The sequence below is a fragment of the Pedobacter sp. KBW06 genome (assembly GCF_003852525.1).
GTDB lineage: Bacteria > Bacteroidota > Bacteroidia > Sphingobacteriales > Sphingobacteriaceae > Pedobacter.
The window spans coordinates 409,840-432,406 of the sequence record NZ_QAJL01000004.1 but is presented as its reverse complement, the minus strand read 5'-3'; the positions used below and the strand labels follow the sequence as shown (position 1 = coordinate 432,406).

The following is a 22,567-nucleotide window of genomic DNA, read 5'->3' as shown; positions in this document are numbered from 1 at the left end:
GGATTTGTAATAATGAAATTCCAATTCCGTCTATATTTGTAAACATTAAATTAACAATAATGGCATTTTTAAAATTTCTTTTTATCGCCTTTTTAGTCCTGTATATCCTTCGGTTGATTTTCCGTCTGGTATTTCCAATGGTACTAAAAAATATGTTTAGCAAGGTACAGCAACAAGCTGAAAACCAGGCCAGACAACGCAATAGCAGACCAGATGGAGCTATTTCTATTGATTATATGCCTCCTCAGCCTAAGGGTGGGAGAACAGATAAACTGGGCGATTTCGTAGATTATGAAGAGGTAAAATAGAGGTATTTTATTCTTATCGATAAATTTACTTCCTAATCTGTATCAATTTTATATTTTTGGGGTTAGTTTAATCTTAAACAAGCCTTAATGAATAATTGGTTAAAAGCGAATGGCATACACCTGGCCATCATTGGATTTTTTGTTATCATCTGTTTTGTCTATTTCAGTCCCGTATTGCAAGGAAAAGCTCCTGCGCAAAGTGACGTTATACAGGCAAAGGCCACTGCCAAAGAAATTATGGATTACAAGGCTAAAGATGGCAAAGGGCCACTTTGGACGAACCAGATGTTTGGAGGTATGCCCGCTTATCAGATTTGGGTACAACACCCGCTGAATGGAGCAACTTATGTGATCTCTTTCGTAAAAGCGATCTTTCCTGACCCCGTAGATGCAGTTTTATTGTACCTGGTAGGTGCTTATCTGCTCTTTTGCGTACTAAGGGTTAACCCCTGGCTCGCTGCTGCAGGAGCAATAGCTTTCGCCTTTACTTCCTATAATTTTATCATCATCGCCGCAGGGCATAGCAATAAGGCATTGGCCATCGCTTTCTGCGCGCCAATCATCGCAGGGGTAATCCTCACCCTCAGGGGTAAATACTGGTTGGGAGGAAGCTTAACGGCTTTGTTCCTGGCTTTAGAAATCAGGGCCAATCACATCCAGATGACCTATTACCTGATGATTGCGCTGTTGATCTTTATCGGTATTGAGGTATACCATGCGGTAAAAGAGAAAAAAACAGCGGCTTTCGGAAAAGCAGTGAGCTTCCTTGCCGTTGCAATGGTACTGGCCTTTATGGTCAATGCCGGAAAATTATGGACAACTTATGAATATGGTAAGGAGTCTAACCGTGGTAAATCTAACTTAACAACAGATAAGGCCGAAGAGAAAAATGGTTTGTCAAAAGAATATGCCTATGGCTGGAGTCAGGGCGTAGGAGAGAGTTTTACTTTCCTTATTCCAAATCTTTATGGCGGACCAACAAGTATCGACGAATTGGTGAAACCAGAGAGCCATACGTATAAAGCGTTACAGGGAATTACCGGGGGAGATCCAACCCAGGCCATTCAGCAATTGGCAGGTCAGGTTGGTTTGCAGCAATATTGGGGCGAGAAACCTGGTACCTCAGGTCCTTATTATTTTGGTGCAATCATCTGTTTCTTATTTGTTTTCGGTCTGTTGATCGTTAGAAGCAGAATCAAATGGTGGATCTTAAGTACAACGATCTTATTTATGCTGTTGTCGTTCGGAAGGAACTTCCCGATGATTTCAGATCTTTTCTTCGAATACTTCCCAATGTACAACAAGTTCAGGGCAGTGGAATCGATCCTTGCATTGGTTGGATTAATGGTTCCGGTTCTGGCAGTTCTTGCAATAAAAGAAGCTCAGGAAGGTACTTATGACCAAAAGACACTTGTTAAAAAATTAACCATTGCTGCAGGAATCACTGGTGGTTTCAGTTTATTGGTTGCGGTTATGCCTACGGCATTCTTTAGCTTCACGGCAGCGAATCACCCGCAAATGGTTCAGGCATTGACACAAATGCTGGAAAACAATAGCGGAATGGCACAGAGTATTGCCAGCGCATTGGTTTCCGATCGTGCAGACATCGCCCGTGCGGATGCTTTACGCTCTTTATTGTTTATCGTGATAGGTTATGGCCTGGTTTGGGCTTTCTTAAATAAGAAACTGAATGTACAAACGGCAGTGATTTTACTTGGAATTGCCATCATGGTAGACATGTGGCAGGTGGACCGCCGTTATTTAAATAACAGCAATTTTGCCAGCAAAAGCGATGTTAACAATCATTTTCAGCCACGTGATGTAGACAACTTTATCCTTGCGGATAAAGATCCGGATTATAGGGTGCTGGATTTAAGCATCTCTACTTTCCAGGATGCAAGTGCTTCTCAGTTCCACAAAACTGTGGGTGGTTACCATGCTGCCAAGCTGAAACGTTATCAGGAACTGATTGATAACCAATTCTCGAAAAGCATCAATCAGGATGTTTTGGATATGTTGAATACCAAATACCTGATCACACAGGATCCTAAAAACGGATCTTATAAAATGCAACGCAACCCGACTGCAGCAGGACATGCCTGGATCGTTCAGAATGTACAGTTTGCACAGGATGCGGATGAAGAGATGAAAGCGATCAGCAGCTTTGACCCTAAAAAAGAAGCGATCGTAGACATCAGGTATAAATCTTTAATTGATACTAAAACTGTGGGTGCAGATCCAACTGCATTCATTAAACTGGACAGTTATCACCCGGATCACCTGGTGTATTCTTACAGTGCGCCCAGAGACATCATTGCGGTGTTCTCTGAGATCTATTATGACAAAGGCTGGAACATGTATGTGGACGGGGAATTGAAGCCTTATTTCAGAGCTGATTACGTATTGCGTGCAGCGCAGCTGAAAGCTGGAAATCATAAAGTAGAGTTCAAGTTTGAGCCGGTTTCCTACTATATGGGTGAAAAAATCTCTTTAGCAGGTTCTATCCTGTTACTTGCAGGTCTGGGATTTGCATTTTATTCAGAAAATAAACAAAAGAAAAAGGCTGCTTAAGCTGATTCTTAAAAAAGGGAAAGCCTGACACATTATTGTGTCAGGCTTTTTTTATGGCCGGATACGGAGCTCAGCATAAAGAATCGCATGTTTTTTCAAAAAACAGGTTATAGGCCAAAATCGCTTAATAGTTAGGTAAAAAAAGAACCACTTAAAAAGATTTGATCATTAATTTTAGAAACAAAAACAGGACTGCATTTTTGTATGAAACTGTATAGTTCTGAAATTGACTGCCTTAAGAACAAGCCCGGGAAAAAGGACATCGCCGGAATGGCATAAGCCGAAAAAACAATAAAGTGTAGATATGAGAAAGAATATACTGTTGATAAGCCTGATTTTTCTGGCTGTCGTATTGACTTTAGGCGTACCGGTTGCTGGTTGGGCCTCCACAAAGGAGGTTAAGCCGGCGAGTCCGGATTTGATTCCTTTACCTGTCAAAGTAGAAAGCCGGTCGGGTGTTTTCAAATTGAAAAGCAGTACGATGTTGATCTCAGCCGATGCCTATAAGGATATCACGGAATTATTTGCTGCGATGATAAAAACGCCGACGGGATATTCCCTGGTCCGTTCTAACCATGGAAAGGATGGTATTTATTTTAACATCAACAGCACTTATAATAAGCTGATCGGAGAAGAAGGATATGTTCTGGATGTTAAACCTTCGGGAATTAGCATTCAGGCAAATAAGCCAGCCGGACTTTTTTACGGCATACAGACCTTAATGCAGTTGTTGCCCGGAGCAATTGAACGTTCTGTGAAAACTGACGGTAAAAGCTGGACCATCCCCTGTGTTAAAATTACTGATTATCCAAGATTTGCCTGGAGAGGGTTGATGCTGGATGTAAGTCGCCATTTCTTTCCAAAGGAGCTGGTTAAAAAGTACATTAACCAGCTGGCAAAGTATAAAATGAACGTTTTTCACTGGCATCTGACTGACGATCAGGGATGGCGTATAGAAATCAGGAGCCTGCCTAAGCTTGTTGGTGTTGGTGCATGGAGAGCGCCGAGAATGGGGCTATGGTGGACTCGGAAACCTCAGGGAGCTGGTGAAATGGCCAGCTATGGAGGATATTATACTCAGGAAGAGGTCAAAGAAATCGTGGCTTATGCAGCTGAGCGTTTTGTAACGATATTACCCGAAATTGATGTACCTGGACATAGCCTTGCTGCCCTGGCAGCCTATCCTGAATTGTCCTGTACAGGAGGTCCCTTTACCGTAAATGTTGGCAATACCTTTCCCGATAAGAAGGAAAATGCGTTGTGCCCGGGAAATGAACAGAGCTTTGAATTTATGGATAAAGTAATCGGAGAAGTCGCTGCACTCTTTCCGGGTCGGTACATCCATATCGGGGGAGATGAATGTGATAAAGGTGCTTGGAAAGACTGTGCGAAGTGCAAAAAGAGAATGGAAACCGAAAAGCTTAAAACAGTGGAAGAGCTGCAGAGTTATTTCATCAAACGCATGGAAAAGATGGTTCAGGCCAGGGGTAAAAAGCTAATGGGCTGGGATGAGATTCTGGAAGGGGGCCTGGCTCCTGAGGCCACTGTAATGTCCTGGCGGGGAATGCAGGGAGGGATTGATGCGGCTAAGATGAATCACCATGTGGTCATGACCCCTGCGGATAATTGTTACCTGGATCTTTACCAGGGAGAGCCGGCTGTTGAACCGGCTACTTATTCGATGCTTAGGCTGCGCAATTGCTATGATTTTGATCCGGTTCCAAAGGAAGTGCTGAACCCTGCATTGATTCTGGGAGGGCAAGGTAACCTTTGGACAGAGTCTGTTCCCAATTATCGCCATGCTGAGTATATGACCTGGCCCCGGGCATTTGCCCTGGCGGAAGCATTATGGTCGCCGAAAGAACAGAAAAACTGGGGCAATTTTATCCCTCGGATGGAAAGTAATATGGCTCGTTATGACTTTTCAAATACGAACTATGCAAGGAGTGTCTTCGATCCTTTGATCAGGCCAGTTAAAGACAGTGTCAATAAAACTTTTCAAATTGCGTTGGATACGGAACTGAAAAACCTGGAGCTGTATTATACTTTCGACGGTACCTACCCGGACAGATTTTCAGCTGTATATAAAGGACCTTTAAGCATTCCTACGGGAGCAGATTTGTTCAGGGTTTTAACTTACAGAAATGGAAAACCTATTGGGAGAATGATTTCTGTAAGCATTAAGGATCTGGAAAAACGCCTGGAAAAATAGTTGTTGTTATCTTAATGAAAGATACGTTTTATATGGGGATTTCGTCTGTTGATAAGAAGCAGGTTGGTCATGTGCTGATCAGGTTAGATCATGCGCGCTGATTTGTGAAAAAGGTTTGTTTATCTGATATTGTAGTTTAATTGATAAACTTAAAGATAAAAAGAACAAATGGATTGGAAATACTTTCTTGGCGGATTGGGCCTCTTCCTGGTCGCTTATTTTTTGTACAGAATAATTGGAGGACTGAAACTTTCTAACAGAACCGCTGTGAAATATTTTGTGGCAAGGAAGTCGGTTTCGATCTGGGCCTTTATCATTTTATGTGTGGTTATGGGGATCTCAGCTATTGCCAGGTCGCTCGGGATTTTAATGTAATCACGAAGGCTGATCATCATAAATAATATTTACTTAACAGCCTGTTAATCCTTGTGTTGCACCTTTGCATCATAAACTTAAACTGTTATCCCTATGCAGGAGTTGTTTCTGATGGTATGCTTAATTGTATTGGTTGCATTCTTTTTCAGTCCTTACGAACTGATGATGGAGGAAGATGATGTCTAAAAGAGAAGTGGATATCGCCGTAATTTCAGATGTTCATCTTGGAACTTATGGCTGCCACGCAAAAGAATTACTAAAATATCTGAAGAGCATCAAACCAAAGATGCTCGTGCTGAATGGCGATATCATCGACATCTGGCAGTTCAGCAAACGGTACTGGCCGGAAACCCACATGAAAGTGGTACGCAAACTCATGAAATTTGTAGTGGAAGGAGTACCGGTATATTACCTGACAGGAAATCATGATGAATTGCTGCGGAAATTTGCAGATATGCACATGGGTGCTTTTCACCTTCAAAATAAGCTGGTTATTGAACTGGACGGTAAGAAAGCCTGGTTTTTTCATGGAGATATCTTCGATGTAACGATGCAGCACTCCAAATGGCTGGCCAAATTAGGTGCCGTAGGTTATGATACCCTGATCCTGATCAACAGCTTTGTAAACTGGTTCCTGGAGCTGGTAGGCAGGGATAAAATGAGTTTTTCCAAAAAGATCAAAGCCGCATTTAAAGACGCGGTTAAGTTTATCAATAAATTCGAATCAACAGCTGCAGAACTGGCTGTGGAGAACGGTTATCAATATGTGATTTGTGGTCATATCCACCAGCCCGAAATGAGAACAGTAACGACAGAAGAAGGCTCGGTGATGTATTTAAATAGTGGAGATTGGGTGGAAAACCTTACTGCATTGGAATACAGTGATAAAGCATGGAAGATTTTCAAATACGATCATAAGGATTTTGAAAAGGATGAAGTGGAAGAAGGCGAGCTCTCCGATAGTGAAGACCTTCACAGTAAGCTCGATATCAATGCCTTGCTTCAAAAGATTAAATTAGAAATTGTCTAGCGCGTAAAAATTGTAGATATTCGGTGCGAATGAAAATACTATACGCTATTCAGGGTACAGGAAACGGACATATTAGCAGGGCAAGGGAAATCGTTCCTTTATTGCAAAAGTATGGAGAAGTTGATTTATTAGTGAGCGGTACACAAGCTGATGTTAAATTGGTTCAGGACGTGAAATACCAACTCCATGGCTTCAGCTTCATCTTCGGTAAAAAAGGCGGTGTAAATCATTATGAAACCTGGAAGACGATGAACCTTCCGCGTTTTATGAAAGACATGAAGACCATTCCGCTGAAAGATTACAATTTAATTCTGAATGATTTTGAACCGGTAACGGCCTGGGCCTGCAGAACGCAAGGTGTAGAGAGTGTGGGCTTAAGTCATCAGGCCTCTTTTCAGTCGAGAAAAGTGCCTAAGCCTAAAAGTATCGACTGGGCGCAGCTGGTGATGAAATATTATGCCCCGGCAAGTCATTATGTAGGTTTTCATTTCGAGCGTTACGATGATTTTATTTATACGCCGGTGATCCGTGCGGAGATCCGGAATATGGTGGTCAGCAACCTGGGCCATTATTCGGTTTACCTTCCGGCAATAGATGATAAATTCCTCGTTCCGATCCTGAAACAGATTCCACAGGTGAAATGGGAGGTCTTCTCTAAACATACCAAAATCAGCTATATGGATGGAAATGTAGCTGTCAGCCCGGTAAATAATGAACTGTTCAACAAAAGCCTGGCTTCCTGCGAGGGTTTGTTTACCGGAGGAGGCTTTGAAGGGCCAGCTGAAGCCTTGTTCCTTGGGAAAAAGTTGCTGGTTGCACCGATGAAATTTCAATATGAACAGCAGTGTAATGCTTTTGCGTTGAAGAAATTCGGTTTGCCGGTGATCTGGGGAAGCAACAGGAATTGGCTGCCGATCATCAAAAACTGGGTAAATAATCCTCAGGAGCATCAGTTTCATTTTCCGGACGAAACGGCTGCTGTAATTGATAAAGTAGTAAAGGATTTTGCCAGATAATTTGCTTTACTTTGCCTTAGTATACAGGCATGATCAATCAATTTAGAAATTTAAACCCTATAAACCTGCTCCTGTTATTCGCATATACTTTTTTTATGCGCATGGCAATATTTGCAGATCCTCCGGCACAGCTGAACTTTGAGTTTCTGGAACCCTATACCAAATTTTTTATCCAGATTCCGGTTCAAAACACCTTTTCTCCGATAGCGAATGCCTTTTTTGCGGCGATCATCATCTATGTTCAGGCGATTTTGTTCAATAGGGTCGTGAACAATCACGGCTTACTGAATAAACCCGGCTTCCTGCCTGCGCTGTTGTATGTTACTGCTGCCGGTTTATTTATGCCCTTCCTGGTATTAAGTCCGACGCTGATCTGTAATTTCCTGCTGATCTGGATCATGGATAAGTTCCTGAAGGTGGGTAAATCTCCCAATGCATTGATGATCATGTTTGATATCGGGATGATCATTGCGATCGGTACGCTGATCTATTTTCCATTTATAGTGATGCTGGTGATGATCTGGTTCACATTATTGCTTTACCGTTCTTTTAGCGGGAGGGAGTGGATTGCCGGTCTGGTTGGCTTTCTAACGATCTTCTTTTTTGTCTGGGTCTTTTACTACTGGAACGATAACCTTTCCATGTTTTATAAGATCTGGCTGCCACTGGCGAATAAGTTTCCTTCGGTCTTTACCATCAATTATAACGATTACCTGGTACTCGTTCCGGTACTGGTGATGATGGTGCTGGCGATGATTCAATTGAGGGAGAATTTCTTCCGGAGTTTTATCAGCACAAGAAAGGCTTTTCAGATGCTTTTTATCATGTTTCTGGTGGCCATTGTGAGCGTGTATACCAAGCCTGATTTCCGGCTTTATCACTTCCTTTTGTGTGTCCCTCCAGGCTCCGTTTTACTGGCTTATTATTTCTCAAATGCCAGAAAACGATGGTTTTACGAAAGCTTGTTCCTGATTTTAGTTTTCGCTATTCAGTACTTTTTGTTTGTTTAACTTTTTTTAACAATTTGGAACCTTATTCTTTGCTAAAGATTAATAGCTTTGTGACATGAAGTTTGTTTATGTATTAGAACACGCCCTGAGTGCATAATCTGGTAATAGATATTGGAAATACGAACCCTAAAATTGCTGTTTTTAACGACAGAATAATGGTTCATGCTCAGGTTCTGAAGCAAATTACACCGGATGCAATACTGGATTTAATTAAACAATACCAGATCACCTGCTCCACAATATCCAGTGTAGGTCCTGAATTAGAAGAAGTAATAGGTGTTTTGAAAGCAAATACAACTTACATTCCTTTTTCTACCGGGAGCAATATTGGGGTAAAAAACAAGTATAAAACACCATCCACGCTGGGATTAGACCGCTGGGCAAAAGTGATTGCGGCGCATTATTATTATCCGGCCAAAAACTGTTTTATCGTTGATGCCGGAACATGTATTGTGTACGACCTGCTGAATGCCCAAAGTGAATATTTTGGAGGAAGTATAAGTTTGGGAATAGAAATGCGTTTTAAAGCATTAAATCATTATACTGGACGTTTGCCTTTGGTAGACTGGGATAGGGAAGAAGGAGAGATCCCCGAGGGGACAGATACAATTACTGCCATTCAAAATGGTGTTTTACAAGGAGTAATTAATGAAGTTGAAGGGTTTATCACCCAACAAAATAATAAAAATAACGACCTGACGGTATTGATAACAGGGGGTAGTGCTACATTTTTGCTGAAACAATTAAAAAACAGCATCTTTGCGCCTCAAATTACTCACGATCCGTATTTGGTATTAAAAGGATTAAATGAAGTCATTGCATTTGAATATGTACAAAAAAATTAATTATATAGCAGCCGTATTGGCCTTGTTTACCGGAATTACTGCCCAGGCACAGGTTAATTCTCAATCTCCATATTCTCAGTTTGGACTTGGAAATGTCAAACCATTGGTACTTCCACAATTGCGGGCTATGGGAGGCATCTCTACAGGTGTTTACAAGCCAGGTGGTTTTAGCAATATCAACATGCAGAATCCGGCTTCTTATACCGGAATTAACATGGCTACGGTAGATATAGGAATGTCAGGAACTTTCACTACACTGAAACAGGGAAGTCTGGCAGAGAGCAGCTTTAATGCTTCATTGAGTCATATTGCACTTGCTTTTCCCATCAAAAATGGTAAATCCGGAATTAGTTTTGGTTTAATGCCATATACTCAGGTGGGTTATGAGTATACAAAAACATCCAGGGTGGATACCAGCAATTCAACGAGCATCTATACCGGAGAGGGTGGTTTATCAAAAGCTTATCTGGGTTTTGGTCAGCAAATCGGTGACCATTTCAGAATCGGTGGAAACGTGGAATACATCTTCGGAAACCTGCAGAAAAGCAGTTCTATTGAGCTGGACAGAATCGCTGCAAAATATTCCAGAGAAACAGATAAAAACAGTGTTGGTGGTGTGAGTTTCTCTTATGGTGCTCAATATGAAATTCCTTTGGGAACTAAAAAGAGAATTACGCTTGGATATTCGGGCTCTGCGTCCTCTTCTCTTAATTCTACAAGAACTTACCTTGCCAGTCAGTATATTAAGGATGCATCGGGTGCTGAAGGTGGGATCATAGATACCCTTTCGTCGATACCAGGAAAAGAAACGAAATTAAAATTGCCATTGACCCATAGCTTTGGATTTACAGTTCAGAGAGATAATAAATGGATGTTTGGTGCAGATTATAGAATGGGTGGCTGGAAAAAATTAGCCATTGATGGTGTAAATCAGGGATTACAGGATAGCTGGGGTGTTTCTGCCGGTGGTCAGTATACTCCGGACGTTACTTCTATCGGGAGTTACTTCAAACGTGTAGACTACCGTTTAGGTTTCATGTACGACAAGACTTATATCCAGACTGCAGGCCAGGACATCAAACAACAGGCGATCACTTTTGGACTTGGCTTACCTTTGGCATTCAGCAGGTATTCAGCTTACAAATTGAACTTTACCACAGAGATCGGACAAAGAGGAACGTTAACGAACAGCCTGGTTAAGGAGAATTACATCAATTTCCATATCGGCTTTACCCTGAACGATACCTGGTTTGTTAAGAACAAACTTTACTAAGGAATTCCGGGCTTAAATCCGGAAACCTGTTAAAAATATGATGATCATGAAATCCCGTGCTGCAACATTAACTGGAATCGCTGTACTTTGCTTATTCCAGCTCTGTTTGAGCTCCTGTGGAGAAGATGACCTGAAAAAGGCTGCACCGCTCTCTGCAAAGGATAAACTCATCCTGAACAGGGACCGGACTACTGATGTAAACATCACCTATAGTGATTCGGCGATGGTAAAAGCAACCGCAACAGCCCCGATCATGGATAAGATCACCCCCAAAAATGGTGCGATATATCAGGAGATGCCGGAGGGGGTAAAAATCAAATTTCTGAACGAAAAACAAGGAATTAAGGGATCAGTAACTTCCGATTATGCGATTCAGCGGGAATCGGAAAAACTGGTGATTTTCAGACGCAATGTGATCGTTATCAACGAGGAATTAACCTTCAATACTGAGGAGCTTACCTGGGACCAGAATAAGCGGATGTTTTTCTCTCCAACGGGAGTGGTGACCAAACCTGATGGTACCGTGATTAATGCAAATAACTTCAGTGCAACGGAAGATTTCAGCGTTTTTAAGTTCGAAAGGGGCTTTGGAGAGGCTTATGTTGATAAAAAATTCGGGGAATAATCCGGGGGGTTAAAAGCTTATATTTCCTTAATTTTTAAATACTTAATCAAAAACAATTTAATATTTTCTTTTTTTCGCAAAAGTTGTATCTTGCGCCCTCTTAAAAAAGATTTATAAATAAGAATATTATGGGATTAATGACATTTTTGCGGAATCGCGCAGGGTACATTTTGATCGGTGCCATCGGTTTTGCAATTGTTGCATTTTTGGTTGGTGATGCAATTAACGTAGGTAAGCCTTTCTGGGCCGAATCTCAAAAGGTTGTCGGATCAATTGATGGTGAAGAAATTAGCATTGATACTTTTGGTCCTAAAGTAGACCAGAGTTTAGCTCAGTTTAAACAGCAATATGGTGGCTCAGGAAATGCCCAGATGCAAGCCATGGCTGTAGACAACGTTTGGAACGGTGAAGTGGCCGGAGTTCTTTTAGGTAAAGAATACAGCCGCTTAGGTTTGAACGTTTCCAGTGATGAATTGTTTGACCTGATGCAAGGTCAGAATCCTAGTCCACTGATTGTTCAGTATTTCGGTAACCCTCAGACTGGTCAGTTGAACCGTGCTGATGTGATTACTTCCCTGAAACAAAGGGCTAAAAATCCACAGTTAAACCAACAGTGGGCTTTATTGGAAACTGAAATCACTAAACAGGCTTTACAACAAAAATATGCCAACCTGGTTCGTAACTCTTTATACGTAACTACGCTGGAAGCAAATGACGAATATCAGAACCGTAATAAACTGGCTAACTTCAAATATGTAAGCCTTGATTACGCTTCAATTCCTGATGCAAATGTAAAACCAACAGAATCGGACTATTCTGATTATTATAACGCCAACAAAAAACGTTTTGAGAACCCTACAGAAACCCGTTCATTCGAGTATGTAGCTTTCAGCGTTAGCCCGACAAAAGAAGATTCTGCCGCAGTGAAAACTCAGGTAGATAAACTGGCTGCTGATTTCAGAACTGCACCAAGCGATTCTTTGTTCGCTGCTTTAAATTCTGATGTTAAAGTTCCTTACACTTATTTGAGCAAAGGTAAATTAGACCCGGCTGTTGACTCTGTAGTTTTTAATCTTCCTGCAGGTAGCTATTACGGTCCTAAATTCTCTGGTAACTCTTATAAACTGGTTAAAGTAATTGATACCCGTTTTTCTCCAGACTCTGTTAAAGCAAGTCATATCCTGATTGACCCTACGAAATTGGGTGGTGTTGATAAAGCTAAGAAATTGGCTGATTCATTGAAAACACTGGTACAAGGTGGTGCGAGCTTCGCAACATTGGCTAAGCAGTATAGCGTTGACGGATCAAAAGACAAAGGCGGTGAGCTGGGTACTTTTAGCCGTGGACAAATGGTTCCTGAATTTGAGAATGCTGCTTTCGACGGTAAAGCCGGAGATCTTAAAGTAGTGACTTCACAATTCGGTGTTCACCTGATTAAAATCGAAAAACAAATCGGTTCTTCTAAAGTAGCTAAACTGGCTTACGTAGAGAAAAGCCTTGCTGCTAGTAATAAAACTAAAGATGCTGCTTACAAAAAAGCAAGCAACTTCTTAAGTGAAGTTAAAGACAATAACTTTAGCGAACTGGCACAAAAAAATAAATACACTGTAGGTGTAGCTGATAAAGTAACAGGATCGCAAGGATTTGCTCCGGGACTGGATAACCCACGTCAACTGATCCGTGATGCTTATGCAGCAGATAAAGGTGATGTGCTTAAGGAAATCTACCAAATGGAGAACTCATTTGTAGTTGCCCGTGTAACTGGTATCAACCCTAAAGGGCCATTGTCATTGGAAGCAGTGAAAAAAGACATCGAGCCAATGGTTCGCAATGCAGTGAAAGCAAAACAACTGACAGAAAAAATCAATGCCGCTTTACAAGGTGCAGGAAATATCGATCAGGTAGCTCAGAAATTAGGAAAACCTGTAGCACCAGTTCAGAACATGGTATTTGCTAATCCAATTATCCCTGGTGCAGCTCAGGAAAATAAACTGGTAGGAACTGTTTTCGGTTCTCAGCCAGGTAAACTTTCTAAACCTGTAGATGGCGAACGTGGCGTGTATGTATTTACTGTTGACGGATTCGGTAACCCGGCTCCTCTGGCAAATACTTACAAACAAAAAGAATCAATGATGCAGGCAGCTGCTCAGCGTTCTTTAGGATCGGCATTCCAGGCTTTGCAGGATAAAGCCAAGATAAAAGACAATAGGGTGAAATTCTATTAATCTTATTTTACGTAATTTTGTAACCGGAAGTATTATTGCTTCCGGTTTTTTTATTTTAATCACCATGGACATTCAGGAGAACTTCGTTAATAAAGTAGCTGCAAGTGGCTTGATCACGTTAAATCTGGAAGAATACTATCATACCGGAGAAAGGGTTGTGTATGACATCAAGGATAACCTTTTTCATGGACTGATGCTGCGGGAGAAAGATTTCCGCGAGTTTATAAAAGCACATGACTGGGCAGCTTATACAGGTAAAAATATAGCCATTATCTGTAGTGCCGATGCGATCGTACCCACATGGGCTTACATGCTGCTGGCCAATAAATTAAAACCTTATGCAAATGAGGTGGTTTTTGGTAGCTTAGAGACGCTGGAATCTGTGCTTTTTGCTAAAGCACTGGCAAAGATCGACCTGAATGCATTTGCCGGAGAAAGAGTAGTGATCAAAGGATGCGCAGATATTGAGGTGCCGGTTTCTGCTTATGTAGAAATTACAGGGCTGCTGACACCAGTCGTAAAAAGCATTATGTACGGCGAGCCATGCTCTACCGTCCCGATTTTTAAGCGAAAGGATTAAGTTTGGATTGTTTTTTGTTTTAACCCTGATATGAAGAAATCATTATTGATCATCACTATTGCATTACTAAGTTTCAGGGGAATGGCCCAGGAGCTTCCTTTTGTTAAAGAACCCGTTTTTCAGGCTGGAGAGGTGCTTAAATATAAATTAAGGTATGGCTTCATCACCGCGGCAGAAGGAACATTGAAGGTCCTGGATTCAGATCTTAAATTTGATGGAAAGCCTACTTTTAAGCTATCTGTTGATGCGGCGACTTCGGGAACATTTGACATTTTTTATAAAATCAGGGATCATTACGATTCCTATATTGATAAAGTAAACCTTAAGCCTTATTTCTATCAGGAAAACATCCGCGAAGGAAGTTACCGGAGAGAAGATAAAGCGAGGTTTTCTCAGGCAGAGCAAAAAGTGGTGGCCACAAAAGGGACTTTTAAAACGCCAAACAGTCAGACCTTTGATCTGGTATCCACTTATTATTTTGCCAGAAGTCTGGACATCTCCAAAATGAATATCGGAGATGAGGTTAAAGTGAATTATTTCCTGGGAGATGAGATCAATCAGCTGGAAATACAGTTTGTAGGCCGGGAAACGGTAAAAACAAAATTAGGAAAAATCAAATGTCTGAAATTTAGCCCTTCTATTAAGCCTGGGCGAATTTTCAAGAAAGACAGTAAATTATATCTCTGGATTACTGATGATGGCAACAGGGTGCCTGTAAAGGCTCAGGTGGAGATCTTGGTGGGTGCAGTGACGATGGAAATTAAATCAGCTGATGGATTAAAGTATCCTTTGGCAATAGTAAAATAAAAGAAATGATAGAAGTACAGAATACACTCGTGCACGAGGACCTGATTAGCGAAAGCTTTGTGTGTAACCTGAACAAGTGTAAAGGCATTTGCTGTGTGGAGGGAGATGCGGGTGCACCGCTGGATGTTGCGGAAACGGCGATCCTCAGGGATATTTATCCGAAAATTCAACACCTGCTGGAAGAGAAGGGAATCAAAGCAATTGAAGAGCAGGGTACTTCTGTGGTAGATGCGGATGGCGACCTGACTACCCCTTGCGTAGATGGGAATAAGGAATGTGCGTATGTGACATTTGAAAATGGAATCACAAAATGTGGAATTGAGAAAGGGTACGAGCTTGGACTGGTAGACTGGCAAAAGCCGATTTCCTGTCATTTGTATCCGATCAGGGTAACACAGTATCCGGAGTTTGAAGTTTTAAATTACGACAGGTGGCACATCTGTCATGATGCCTGTACTTTTGGTAGAGAATTAAAAGTACCTGTTTATCAGTTTCTGAAAGGGCCGCTTATTAGAAAGTACGGCGCAGAATGGTATGCAGAGCTGGAAAATAGTGTGTCCTTAAAAAAGGATGAACAATAGATACAAACCAAACCTTATATAAATTGAAAGGAATAATTTTAGCAGGGGGAAGCGGTACAAGATTGCACCCTTTAACCCTAGTAATGAGCAAGCAAATGATGCCTGTGTACGACAAGCCGATGATTTATTATCCGCTTTCGACTTTAATGCTGGCAGGAATCAGGGAAATTCTGATCATTTCTACCCCACATGACCTTCCGAATTTTAAGAAACTATTAGGAGATGGAAAGGCTTTAGGCTGTGAGTTTTCTTATGCAGAACAGGCAAATCCAAATGGACTGGCCCAGGCTTTTGTGATCGGTGCTGATTTTATCGGTAAGGATAAAGTAGCGCTGGTATTGGGGGATAATATTTTCTATGGAGATGGAATGGCAAAGCTGTTGCAGGCGAGTTCGGATCCGGATGGAGGTGTTGTTTTCGCTTACCGTGTTTCTGATCCTGAACGCTATGGTGTAGTGGAATTTGATGAAAATAACAAAGCGGTATCTATCGAGGAAAAACCGGTAACACCTAAGTCAGATTATGCGGTTCCAGGACTTTATTTTTATGACAACAGTGTGGTGGAGATCGCTAAAAATATTAAACCTTCCCCACGTGGAGAGTACGAGATTACGGACGTGAACAAGGTTTACCTGGAACAGGGGAAATTGAAAGTTGGCGTGTTGAGCAGGGGAACAGCCTGGTTGGATACCGGAACTTTTGCTTCATTGATGCAGGCAGGCCAGTTTGTACAGGTGATCGAGGAACGTCAGGGACTGAAAATCGGATGTATTGAAGAAGTGGCTTACCGGATGGGCTTTATTGATAAAGAGCAGCTTAAAGCAGTGGCAACGCCATTGGTGAAGAGTGGCTACGGTTCTTATCTGTTGAAGATTGTGAAGTAATTGTCGAAAGAATAACAAAAATGCCCCGGTTATGCCGGGGCATTTTTGTTTCTTAAATCTTTTTTATACTGCCTTCCAATAATTCAGTTGGTGCATAACCGAACTGTTTTTTGAAAATAAAAGAGAAGTGGGACAGGTTTTCAAAGCCGACTTCAAAGATAATCTCCGTTGGCTTTTTATGGTGTTCACTAATCATGTAATGAGCGAGTTCCAATCGCTTTTGGGTGAGCCATTTTTGAGGCGTTGTGTTATAGCTCTTCTTAAAATCCCGCTTAAAGGTGGTGATGCTTCTGCCGGTGAGGTATCCGAATTTCTCCATGGTCATGTTGAACATGTAGTTCTTTTCCATAAAGCTGGTCAGGTCAACTTTTCCCGGTTCTTCAAAATTTGCCAGGATACTGTCAATTTCAGGATCAATGGCCCTCAGGATGCTGATTGCTTCTTTAATTTTTAAAGCAGCGATGTGTTCAGGAAGTTCCTTTATGTCAAAATAAGGAATTAATGAGGTCAGGCAACTTTCGAGTAAGGGATGACTATTGAAACTTCTGATTTTTGGAATGGGGATAATTCCGGTGGTCGGGTTGATATTTGCGTAGAAATCACGAAGCGTTTTTGCGGATAGCAACATCACTACCGTTTTATGTGGTAAACCGTCTTTCGGAAAATTGATGACCGTGGCGGGCTGATTTCTTGGGATTAGAAAAATATCCCCCGTTTTAAAGTGGTGGCTTTCTTCGGCCTGGATTATTTTTGTTTCGCCGGAGATGAACCAAATCAGCATATGGTGGTCAAATATGATATCCGATTTGAAAAGCTTATCCTCATAACAGGAAAGCTTGATGTCGGGAGTGATGTATTTCGAGGTATGCTCCATATGCCTGACTGGTCTGATTGATGGTTTATCAAATTGAAAATACAACAAAAATTGCCTTTGTGGTATTCATTGTCCAAAATTGGATTTCTTTCGGGTAAACTGATGTGGAAATTGTTATTGAGTAAGGAAGCTAAGCCCTGTCATTTCTTCACTTAATGTCCATAGCCGTTTAGCATTGGCTTCATCCAGTGCATAGGGTTGTACGCCACGCAATGTGGAAGGCTCATCGTATTTGTGTTCAATAGTTCCCGTATCCAGTACAGCAATGTCTGAATCTTCACAGTATACCCCACCAATGGTGTCCAGCATCGGGCTTACCGCACACCAGACTGTTGTAGCCGCCCCTTGCGGAATTGTTTTTAATTTAGCGGCCACTTCCTGTTTGATGATGCCATCCGCATCATATGTACCCATCTTCTGGAAGAGTGCTATGGGCTCTTCCCGGCCAAGGTCGGTACCATAAACAGAACCGGGATGCAGGGAATATGCCCTGATGTTGAATTCCTGACCACGGTTGTCCAGTTCAAGGGCAAACAGGTTACCTGCTGTTTTTGATTGGCCATAGCCGAGCAGGGTGTCATATTCACGATGCTCAAAATTAGGGTCTTCAAAATTGAACGCTGACATCTGATGACCGAAAGAGGAAACATTGATTACTCTGGCCCCATTGGCCTTTTTAAGCGCCGGCCATAACTTTGCTGCCAGTTGAAACTGTCCCAGGTGGTTGGTGGCCAATTGAGATTCTATCCCACGGCTATCCCTTCTCAATGGCACCCACATGATGCCTGCATTGTTGATCAGGAGGTGTAATGGCCTGCCTGTTGCCAGAAATTTTTCTGCAAAGGCATCTATAGCATCCGGATTAATAAGGTCCATTGTTTCCAGTTCTACATTAGGGATACCCCGGAGGTTTTTCTTTGCTTTTTCCATATCCCTTGCAGGGACAATCACGGTTGCGCCTGCTGCCGCAAGGACTTTGGTGGTTTCCAGGCCTATGCCGGCGTTACCACCTGTGACGATTGCAATTTTTCCGCTGAGATTGATTCCTTTGATCACCTCAGCTGCTGTTGATGCGGCGTTAAATCCTGAACCTAGCGGTTGTTGTAATGCGCCTTGATAATTGTTCTTTTTCATGTCAATTTTGTTTTGATGACACAAAAGTAGATGGGGTTAAAGTTTTCGACTTTGTTTTAAAGACCTATTTTACTTTGTTTTAAGGACCGGTCTTTTGATTTTCTGGTGCATAATGACGAAAGATATTTACTTTTATACCCTTTCGGGTATCATACCATGAAAACAGGACATTATAAATGCTCATTGTACCTGAAGGGGTATATTTAGAGTAAGGGAGCTATGCTCTATCCCTGGCTAATACATTTTATTGGGTAACAATCTTATGCCTGCCAAAATCGCTTAATCATTTGACAAATTCAGAAAACTTTATCCCCTTCAATTTCCTTTCTTTGAATTAGCCGCTTTTAATTAAATTGAATACGTCTTAAAAAGAACCACCTAAATCCAAATAGAATTAACGATGAAACAAAAATCAGGCATCCTGCTGTTCATGCTCCTGCTTTGGAGCAGTTTTAGTTTTTCACAACATGATCCCAAAGCTTTGAAGGCCTGGCAGGATCAGAAGTATACGATGTTTATCCATTATGGCATTTATTCCGTGTTGGGTGGAGTATGGGAAGGAAAGCCGGTGGCTAAAGGCTTAAGTGAGCAAATTCAGGCCCATGCAGGAATCTATAGTGATACCTATGCTAAAGTAGCTAAAAGGTTTAATCCGGAAAAATGGAACCCCGATTCTATCGTCTCTCTGGCAAAAAAGGCAGGGATGCGCTCTATTGTGATCACTTCTAAACACCATGATGGCTTTTGTATGTTTAAAACGAATACCACTGATTTTAATGTGGTAGATGCGACGCCCTATAAAAGAGATGTCTTAAAAGAGCTTTCTGAAGCTTGTAAACGTGGGGGATTGCGCTTCGGATTGTACTTTTCGTTGATCGACTGGCATTTTCCTCAGGCTTCGCCGATTTCGAGCAGCAACTCGGATTACATTACACCGGAGCATGTGGAATACAATAAAAAACAGATCACAGAATTGTTGAGTAACTATGGTCCAATATCCGAGCTATGGTTTGATATGGGCTCTCAGAGTGCAACAGAAAGTAGAGAATTAAGAGATCTGGTTCACCGCCTTCAGCCCGATTGTATGATCGGCAGCCGGATTGGAAACGATATGGGCGACTTTAATGTGATGGGGGATAACCAGGAACCCGATTATACGATTGGCGTACCATGGCAATCTCCTGCTTCTTTCTTTGATGAAACCTGGAGCTACCGTTCCTGGCAGAATCGCGGAAGCGAGGAGGAGAAAACAAGAGAAAAGTTAACGAGCCTGATTCGTGTGGTGAGCAGGGGCGGAAACTTTTTGTTAAATATTGGCCCTAAGGGAGATGGAAGCGTGGTAGATTTTGAAAAGGATGTATTGCTGAAAATAGGAAAGTGGCTGGATAAAAATGGAGAAGCAATTTATGCTGCTGATCCGGATCCCTTTCATATCTCCTTTAAATGGGGGAGCTTAACGAGCAAAACCAACAAGATTTTTTTACACTTGCTGGAGCGTCCTGAGAACGGACAGATTACCTTACCCGGACTCCAGGGCAAGATCAAAAGCATAGCTGTTCTTGGAGAAGCAAAACAAAAAATTGCTTTCTCACAGGATCAGTCGGGCGTAAAGATCAGCGTTCCGGAAGGTCTGGACATCCAGAAGGAGTTTAAAGTAATTGCCATCACTTTTGTGAATGGATATCAGGTTCCGCCCGCAAATATCATTGCGTTAAACAAGGAAGAAATTCTCCTTAATTCCCATAATGCCTTTAAGCACTACAGTAATTCGGGAATTGATTACAATACCAGATATCAAAGTACGGTCAAAGAATCCTGGACCTTACAAGCCACAGCATCCGGAAAATACGTTCCGAGAATCTATTACTCAGATCAGGAAAAAAATAAGACCATTGACCTGGAGCTGAACGGAAAAGTTTCTGCGGTCTCTTTCTCTGATGGGAAAATAGAAGAACTTCCGAAATCAGGAGGTCTCAGCTGGGGAGCAATCTATCTTTCAGGCCCCTCGGGTGCTGGTATTGATGGTTTTCCAGGAGATATTCATGCCCTAAATTCAGGAATTGCCTGGGGGAAAAATACCGGTCAAACCTGGACAAAGAAAACGGAATGGAAGAATAATGAACAGTATACCTTGCCTGCAGAAACAGAGACTGCAATCTATCTGATGCAGGAGATCAACTCCGAAGCAGATCAGTCTTACCTTGCCGGCATAACGAGCACTGATGGTGTCATTGTAACCCTCAACGGTGAAATCCTGGCCAAGCACAACAATCCATTTAAAGAGGCGAAACTGAATGATGTGATTTTGCTGCCTTTGAAAAAAGGGAAGAACCAATTGCTGGTCAAGTTTTACAATGGTTACAAGAAAGACATCACTGTAGGAATCAGCAATAATTTAAAACAGCAGATCTATTATAAGGACCTGCCGGAACTGACTATGGAAAAGGGAAAATACTATCCTTTCAGCTGGCAGCTGCACCGTCCTTTGTCGCCGCATACTACACTGGGATTGTCAAATGTTGCCCTTAAATTGCATAGAAAGTAGCCAAAATCATTTAATGATATGATAAAATCATAAAATAAAATGTAACATAATTCGCGTCCTTTGGATAACCAAAAAATTAAACCAATGACTAAAAATAAATACCTTTTTCCATTCATCATGATCACGTCCCTGTTTTTTATGTGGGGTTTCGTGCACAATCTTGATCCAATCCTTATTCCTCACCTGAAGAAGTCGTTCAGTCTTTCTACACTGCAGGCTTCACTGGTGGATTCCGCGGTATTTATTGCTTACTTCCTGATGGCATTACCTGCAGGGTTTATCATGAAAAAGTATGGATACAAAACAGGTATCATCATAGGTTTGCTGTTGTTTGCAATAGGGTCTTTTCTATTTATTCCCGCGGCAAATACGCAGCTGTATTTTTTCTTCCTGATTGCACTTTTTATCATTGCCTGCGGACTGACCATTCTGGAAACGGCAGCAAACCCATATGCCTCTTTACTCGGGCCACCGGAAACCTCGACCTTTCGTTTGAATTTCGCGCAGTCATTTAATGGACTGGCTGCAACACTGGCACCAATTATCGGAGCGAAGATTATTCTGACAAAAGGATATTCAGATACAGAGTTGAGCGCAATGACGGAATCTGCAAAACAGGTGGCTTTAGCCTCGGAAGCTTCCAGTGTGAAGTTACCATACCTGATTCTGGGAAGCATCATTCTGGTGATTGCCATTATCTTCGCTTTCTTAAAGCTGCCGGAGATTAAAGAAACAGAACAAAAAGAAGGAGAGAAAACAGGGATCTTTCATGCCCTGGCACACCGTCACCTAAGCTGGGCTGTTGCCGCGCAGTTTTTCTACGTAGGGGCACAGGTTTGTGTATTTAGCTTCTTCATCTTATATGCCACCAAAGCGGCAGGAATAGACGAGCAACAGGCCGCAAAATATGCGGGATACGGAATGGGAATGGCTTTTATGATTGGCAGGTTTTTCGGAACCTTCCTGATGAAGTTCATCGGCGCAGGAAAACTCCTGTCTGTCTATGCTTTAATTAATGTCATTTTATGTATCGTAGCCATAACATCCAGTGGAACTATTGCGTTGTATGCGGTAATAGGAATTGCCTTTTTTATGTCGATCATGTTCCCAACCATCTTTTCTCTTGGGATTAAAGACCTTGGTAAGGATACCAAGTTTGGAAGTAGTTTAATCATTATGTCTATCGTTGGTGGTGCCATATTACCTCCGGTAATGGGTTATATCAGTGATCTGACGCACAATATTCAAGTGGGATATATTGTCCCTTTAATCTGTTTTGTAGTGGTATTCCTGTTTGGCATAAAAGGCCATAAGGTGATTGAAAATAAAAGTTATGAGTAAGCAATATTATTTAACGCTGGATTTGAAAGCGGATGATCAGCTGATCGCAGAATATGAGGAAATGCATAAGGCGGTTTGGCCGGAGATTATAGAAAGTATCAAAACCTCGGGAATTCTGAATATGGAGATCTACAGGACAGGTAACCGCCTGTTCATGATCATGGAGGTGAATGAGGACTTTAGTTTTGAGCAAAAAGCAGCCATGGATGCCGGAAATGAAAAGGTACAGGAATGGGAAACATTAATGTGGAAATATCAACAGGCAGTACCGGGAGCTAAACCCGGTGAGAAATGGATGATGATGGATAAAATATTTCAATTATAAAGGGTA

The 22,567-nt window shown here is 41.8% G+C and carries 20 protein-coding genes; 18 read left to right on the top strand and 2 right to left on the bottom strand.

Annotated features, from left to right (window positions below; all coding sequences use genetic code 11):
- The first annotated feature begins 59 nt into the window (after positions 1–59).
- The 15 genes from DBR43_RS24070 (at position 60) to rfbA (ending at position 16,342) form a co-directional block, all read left to right on the top strand.
- On the top strand, positions 60–308 hold the full coding sequence (locus tag DBR43_RS24070; protein ID WP_074608157.1) for a DUF4834 family protein: 249 nt from the start codon (positions 60–62) through the stop codon (positions 306–308).
- A gap of 87 nt (positions 309–395) precedes the next feature.
- Positions 396–2,879 carry a hypothetical protein gene (locus DBR43_RS24065; protein ID WP_124585632.1) on the top strand — a complete coding sequence of 828 codons (2,484 nt, stop codon included), beginning with the start codon at positions 396–398 and terminating at the stop codon, positions 2,877–2,879.
- 304 nt (positions 2,880–3,183) lie between these two features.
- Positions 3,184–5,091 (top strand): beta-N-acetylhexosaminidase, encoded by a 1,908-nt coding sequence (locus tag DBR43_RS24060; protein WP_199757124.1) that lies wholly within the window; start codon positions 3,184–3,186, stop codon positions 5,089–5,091.
- Between the two features lie 168 nt (positions 5,092–5,259).
- Entirely contained in the window at positions 5,260–5,466 is a 207-nt protein-coding gene (locus tag DBR43_RS24055; RefSeq protein WP_124585630.1) for a hypothetical protein, read from the top strand.
- A gap of 178 nt (positions 5,467–5,644) precedes the next feature.
- A complete protein-coding gene (locus DBR43_RS24050; RefSeq protein ID WP_124586298.1) occupies positions 5,645–6,496 on the top strand; it encodes a UDP-2,3-diacylglucosamine diphosphatase in 852 nt (283 codons plus the stop codon).
- A gap of 29 nt (positions 6,497–6,525) precedes the next feature.
- Complete coding sequence (locus DBR43_RS24045; protein WP_124585628.1) at positions 6,526–7,512, top strand: glycosyltransferase family protein; 987 nt, start codon at positions 6,526–6,528, stop codon at positions 7,510–7,512.
- Between the two features lie 101 nt (positions 7,513–7,613).
- Positions 7,614–8,522: a DUF6427 family protein gene (locus tag DBR43_RS24040; RefSeq protein WP_233603189.1), complete on the top strand. Its 909-nt coding sequence runs from the start codon at positions 7,614–7,616 to the stop codon at positions 8,520–8,522.
- Positions 8,523–8,611: 89 nt separating this feature from the next.
- The gene (locus tag DBR43_RS24035; RefSeq protein ID WP_124585624.1) at positions 8,612–9,367 is read left to right on the top strand and encodes a type III pantothenate kinase; all 756 of its coding nucleotides are present in this window, start codon (positions 8,612–8,614) and stop codon (positions 9,365–9,367) included.
- Positions 9,330–10,640: a hypothetical protein gene (locus DBR43_RS24030; RefSeq protein ID WP_233603185.1), complete on the top strand. Its 1,311-nt coding sequence runs from the start codon at positions 9,330–9,332 to the stop codon at positions 10,638–10,640. Before DBR43_RS24035 ends, DBR43_RS24030 begins: the two co-directional genes overlap by 38 nt.
- 37 nt (positions 10,641–10,677) lie before the next feature.
- Positions 10,678–11,265, top strand: a complete 588-nt coding sequence (gene lptC, locus DBR43_RS24025) for an LPS export ABC transporter periplasmic protein LptC (protein WP_233603183.1) — start codon at positions 10,678–10,680, stop codon at positions 11,263–11,265.
- Between the two features lie 128 nt (positions 11,266–11,393).
- Positions 11,394–13,490 carry a peptidylprolyl isomerase gene (locus DBR43_RS24020; protein WP_124585622.1) on the top strand — a complete coding sequence of 699 codons (2,097 nt, stop codon included), beginning with the start codon at positions 11,394–11,396 and terminating at the stop codon, positions 13,488–13,490.
- Between the two features lie 64 nt (positions 13,491–13,554).
- Positions 13,555–14,070 carry a DUF2480 family protein gene (locus tag DBR43_RS24015; RefSeq protein WP_124585619.1) on the top strand — a complete coding sequence of 172 codons (516 nt, stop codon included), beginning with the start codon at positions 13,555–13,557 and terminating at the stop codon, positions 14,068–14,070.
- 30 nt (positions 14,071–14,100) lie between these two features.
- Entirely contained in the window at positions 14,101–14,877 is a 777-nt protein-coding gene (locus DBR43_RS24010; RefSeq protein WP_124585617.1) for a DUF3108 domain-containing protein, read from the top strand.
- A 5-nt stretch (positions 14,878–14,882) separates the two neighbouring features.
- Complete coding sequence (locus tag DBR43_RS24005) at positions 14,883–15,458, top strand: DUF3109 family protein (RefSeq protein ID WP_124585615.1); 576 nt, start codon at positions 14,883–14,885, stop codon at positions 15,456–15,458.
- 23 nt (positions 15,459–15,481) lie between these two features.
- On the top strand, positions 15,482–16,342 hold the full coding sequence (gene rfbA / locus DBR43_RS24000) for a glucose-1-phosphate thymidylyltransferase RfbA (protein ID WP_124585613.1): 861 nt from the start codon (positions 15,482–15,484) through the stop codon (positions 16,340–16,342).
- Between the two features lie 52 nt (positions 16,343–16,394).
- Here rfbA and DBR43_RS23995 read toward each other — a convergent pair whose 3' ends face one another.
- Together DBR43_RS23995 and DBR43_RS23990 are read right to left on the bottom strand one after the other, a co-directional pair.
- On the bottom strand, positions 16,395–17,216 hold the full coding sequence (locus DBR43_RS23995) for a helix-turn-helix domain-containing protein (protein ID WP_124585611.1): 822 nt from the start codon (positions 17,214–17,216) through the stop codon (positions 16,395–16,397).
- Between the two features lie 114 nt (positions 17,217–17,330).
- Complete coding sequence (locus DBR43_RS23990; protein WP_124585609.1) at positions 17,331–18,350, bottom strand: SDR family NAD(P)-dependent oxidoreductase; 1,020 nt, start codon at positions 18,348–18,350, stop codon at positions 17,331–17,333.
- A 400-nt stretch (positions 18,351–18,750) separates the two neighbouring features.
- Between DBR43_RS23990 and DBR43_RS23985 the strand changes: the two genes are divergently transcribed.
- From DBR43_RS23985 to DBR43_RS23975, 3 genes are all read left to right on the top strand, one after another.
- The gene (locus DBR43_RS23985; protein WP_124585608.1) at positions 18,751–20,895 is read left to right on the top strand and encodes an alpha-L-fucosidase; all 2,145 of its coding nucleotides are present in this window, start codon (positions 18,751–18,753) and stop codon (positions 20,893–20,895) included.
- A gap of 84 nt (positions 20,896–20,979) precedes the next feature.
- On the top strand, positions 20,980–22,236 hold the full coding sequence (gene fucP / locus DBR43_RS23980) for an L-fucose:H+ symporter permease (protein WP_124585606.1): 1,257 nt from the start codon (positions 20,980–20,982) through the stop codon (positions 22,234–22,236).
- Complete coding sequence (locus tag DBR43_RS23975; RefSeq protein WP_124585604.1) at positions 22,229–22,561, top strand: L-rhamnose mutarotase; 333 nt, start codon at positions 22,229–22,231, stop codon at positions 22,559–22,561. The genes fucP and DBR43_RS23975 overlap by 8 nt, the downstream gene beginning before the upstream one ends.
- Positions 22,562–22,567: the final 6 nt, after the last annotated feature.

What these genes read in the sequence shown, in the direction of transcription:
- fucP (WP_124585606.1), top strand. Translation starts at nt 20,980, where the DNA reads ATGACTAAAAATAAATACCTTTTTCCATTCATCATGATCACGTCCCTG.
- DBR43_RS24060 (WP_199757124.1), top strand. Translation starts at nt 3,184, where the DNA reads ATGAGAAAGAATATACTGTTGATAAGCCTGATTTTTCTGGCTGTCGTA.
- DBR43_RS24070 (WP_074608157.1), top strand. Translation starts at nt 60, where the DNA reads ATGGCATTTTTAAAATTTCTTTTTATCGCCTTTTTAGTCCTGTATATC.
- DBR43_RS24020 (WP_124585622.1), top strand. Translation starts at nt 11,394, where the DNA reads ATGGGATTAATGACATTTTTGCGGAATCGCGCAGGGTACATTTTGATC.
- DBR43_RS24030 (WP_233603185.1), top strand. Translation starts at nt 9,330, where the DNA reads ATGAAGTCATTGCATTTGAATATGTACAAAAAAATTAATTATATAGCA.
- DBR43_RS24015 (WP_124585619.1), top strand. Translation starts at nt 13,555, where the DNA reads ATGGACATTCAGGAGAACTTCGTTAATAAAGTAGCTGCAAGTGGCTTG.
- DBR43_RS24040 (WP_233603189.1), top strand. Translation starts at nt 7,614, where the DNA reads ATGGCAATATTTGCAGATCCTCCGGCACAGCTGAACTTTGAGTTTCTG.
- DBR43_RS24045 (WP_124585628.1), top strand. Translation starts at nt 6,526, where the DNA reads ATGAAAATACTATACGCTATTCAGGGTACAGGAAACGGACATATTAGC.
- DBR43_RS23990 (WP_124585609.1), bottom strand. Translation starts at nt 18,350, where the DNA reads ATGAAAAAGAACAATTATCAAGGCGCATTACAACAACCGCTAGGTTCA.
- DBR43_RS23975 (WP_124585604.1), top strand. Translation starts at nt 22,229, where the DNA reads ATGAGTAAGCAATATTATTTAACGCTGGATTTGAAAGCGGATGATCAG.
- DBR43_RS23985 (WP_124585608.1), top strand. Translation starts at nt 18,751, where the DNA reads ATGAAACAAAAATCAGGCATCCTGCTGTTCATGCTCCTGCTTTGGAGC.
- DBR43_RS24010 (WP_124585617.1), top strand. Translation starts at nt 14,101, where the DNA reads ATGAAGAAATCATTATTGATCATCACTATTGCATTACTAAGTTTCAGG.
- DBR43_RS23995 (WP_124585611.1), bottom strand. Translation starts at nt 17,216, where the DNA reads ATGGAGCATACCTCGAAATACATCACTCCCGACATCAAGCTTTCCTGT.
- DBR43_RS24050 (WP_124586298.1), top strand. Translation starts at nt 5,645, where the DNA reads ATGTCTAAAAGAGAAGTGGATATCGCCGTAATTTCAGATGTTCATCTT.
- DBR43_RS24005 (WP_124585615.1), top strand. Translation starts at nt 14,883, where the DNA reads ATGATAGAAGTACAGAATACACTCGTGCACGAGGACCTGATTAGCGAA.
- lptC (WP_233603183.1), top strand. Translation starts at nt 10,678, where the DNA reads ATGATGATCATGAAATCCCGTGCTGCAACATTAACTGGAATCGCTGTA.
- DBR43_RS24065 (WP_124585632.1), top strand. Translation starts at nt 396, where the DNA reads ATGAATAATTGGTTAAAAGCGAATGGCATACACCTGGCCATCATTGGA.
- DBR43_RS24055 (WP_124585630.1), top strand. Translation starts at nt 5,260, where the DNA reads ATGGATTGGAAATACTTTCTTGGCGGATTGGGCCTCTTCCTGGTCGCT.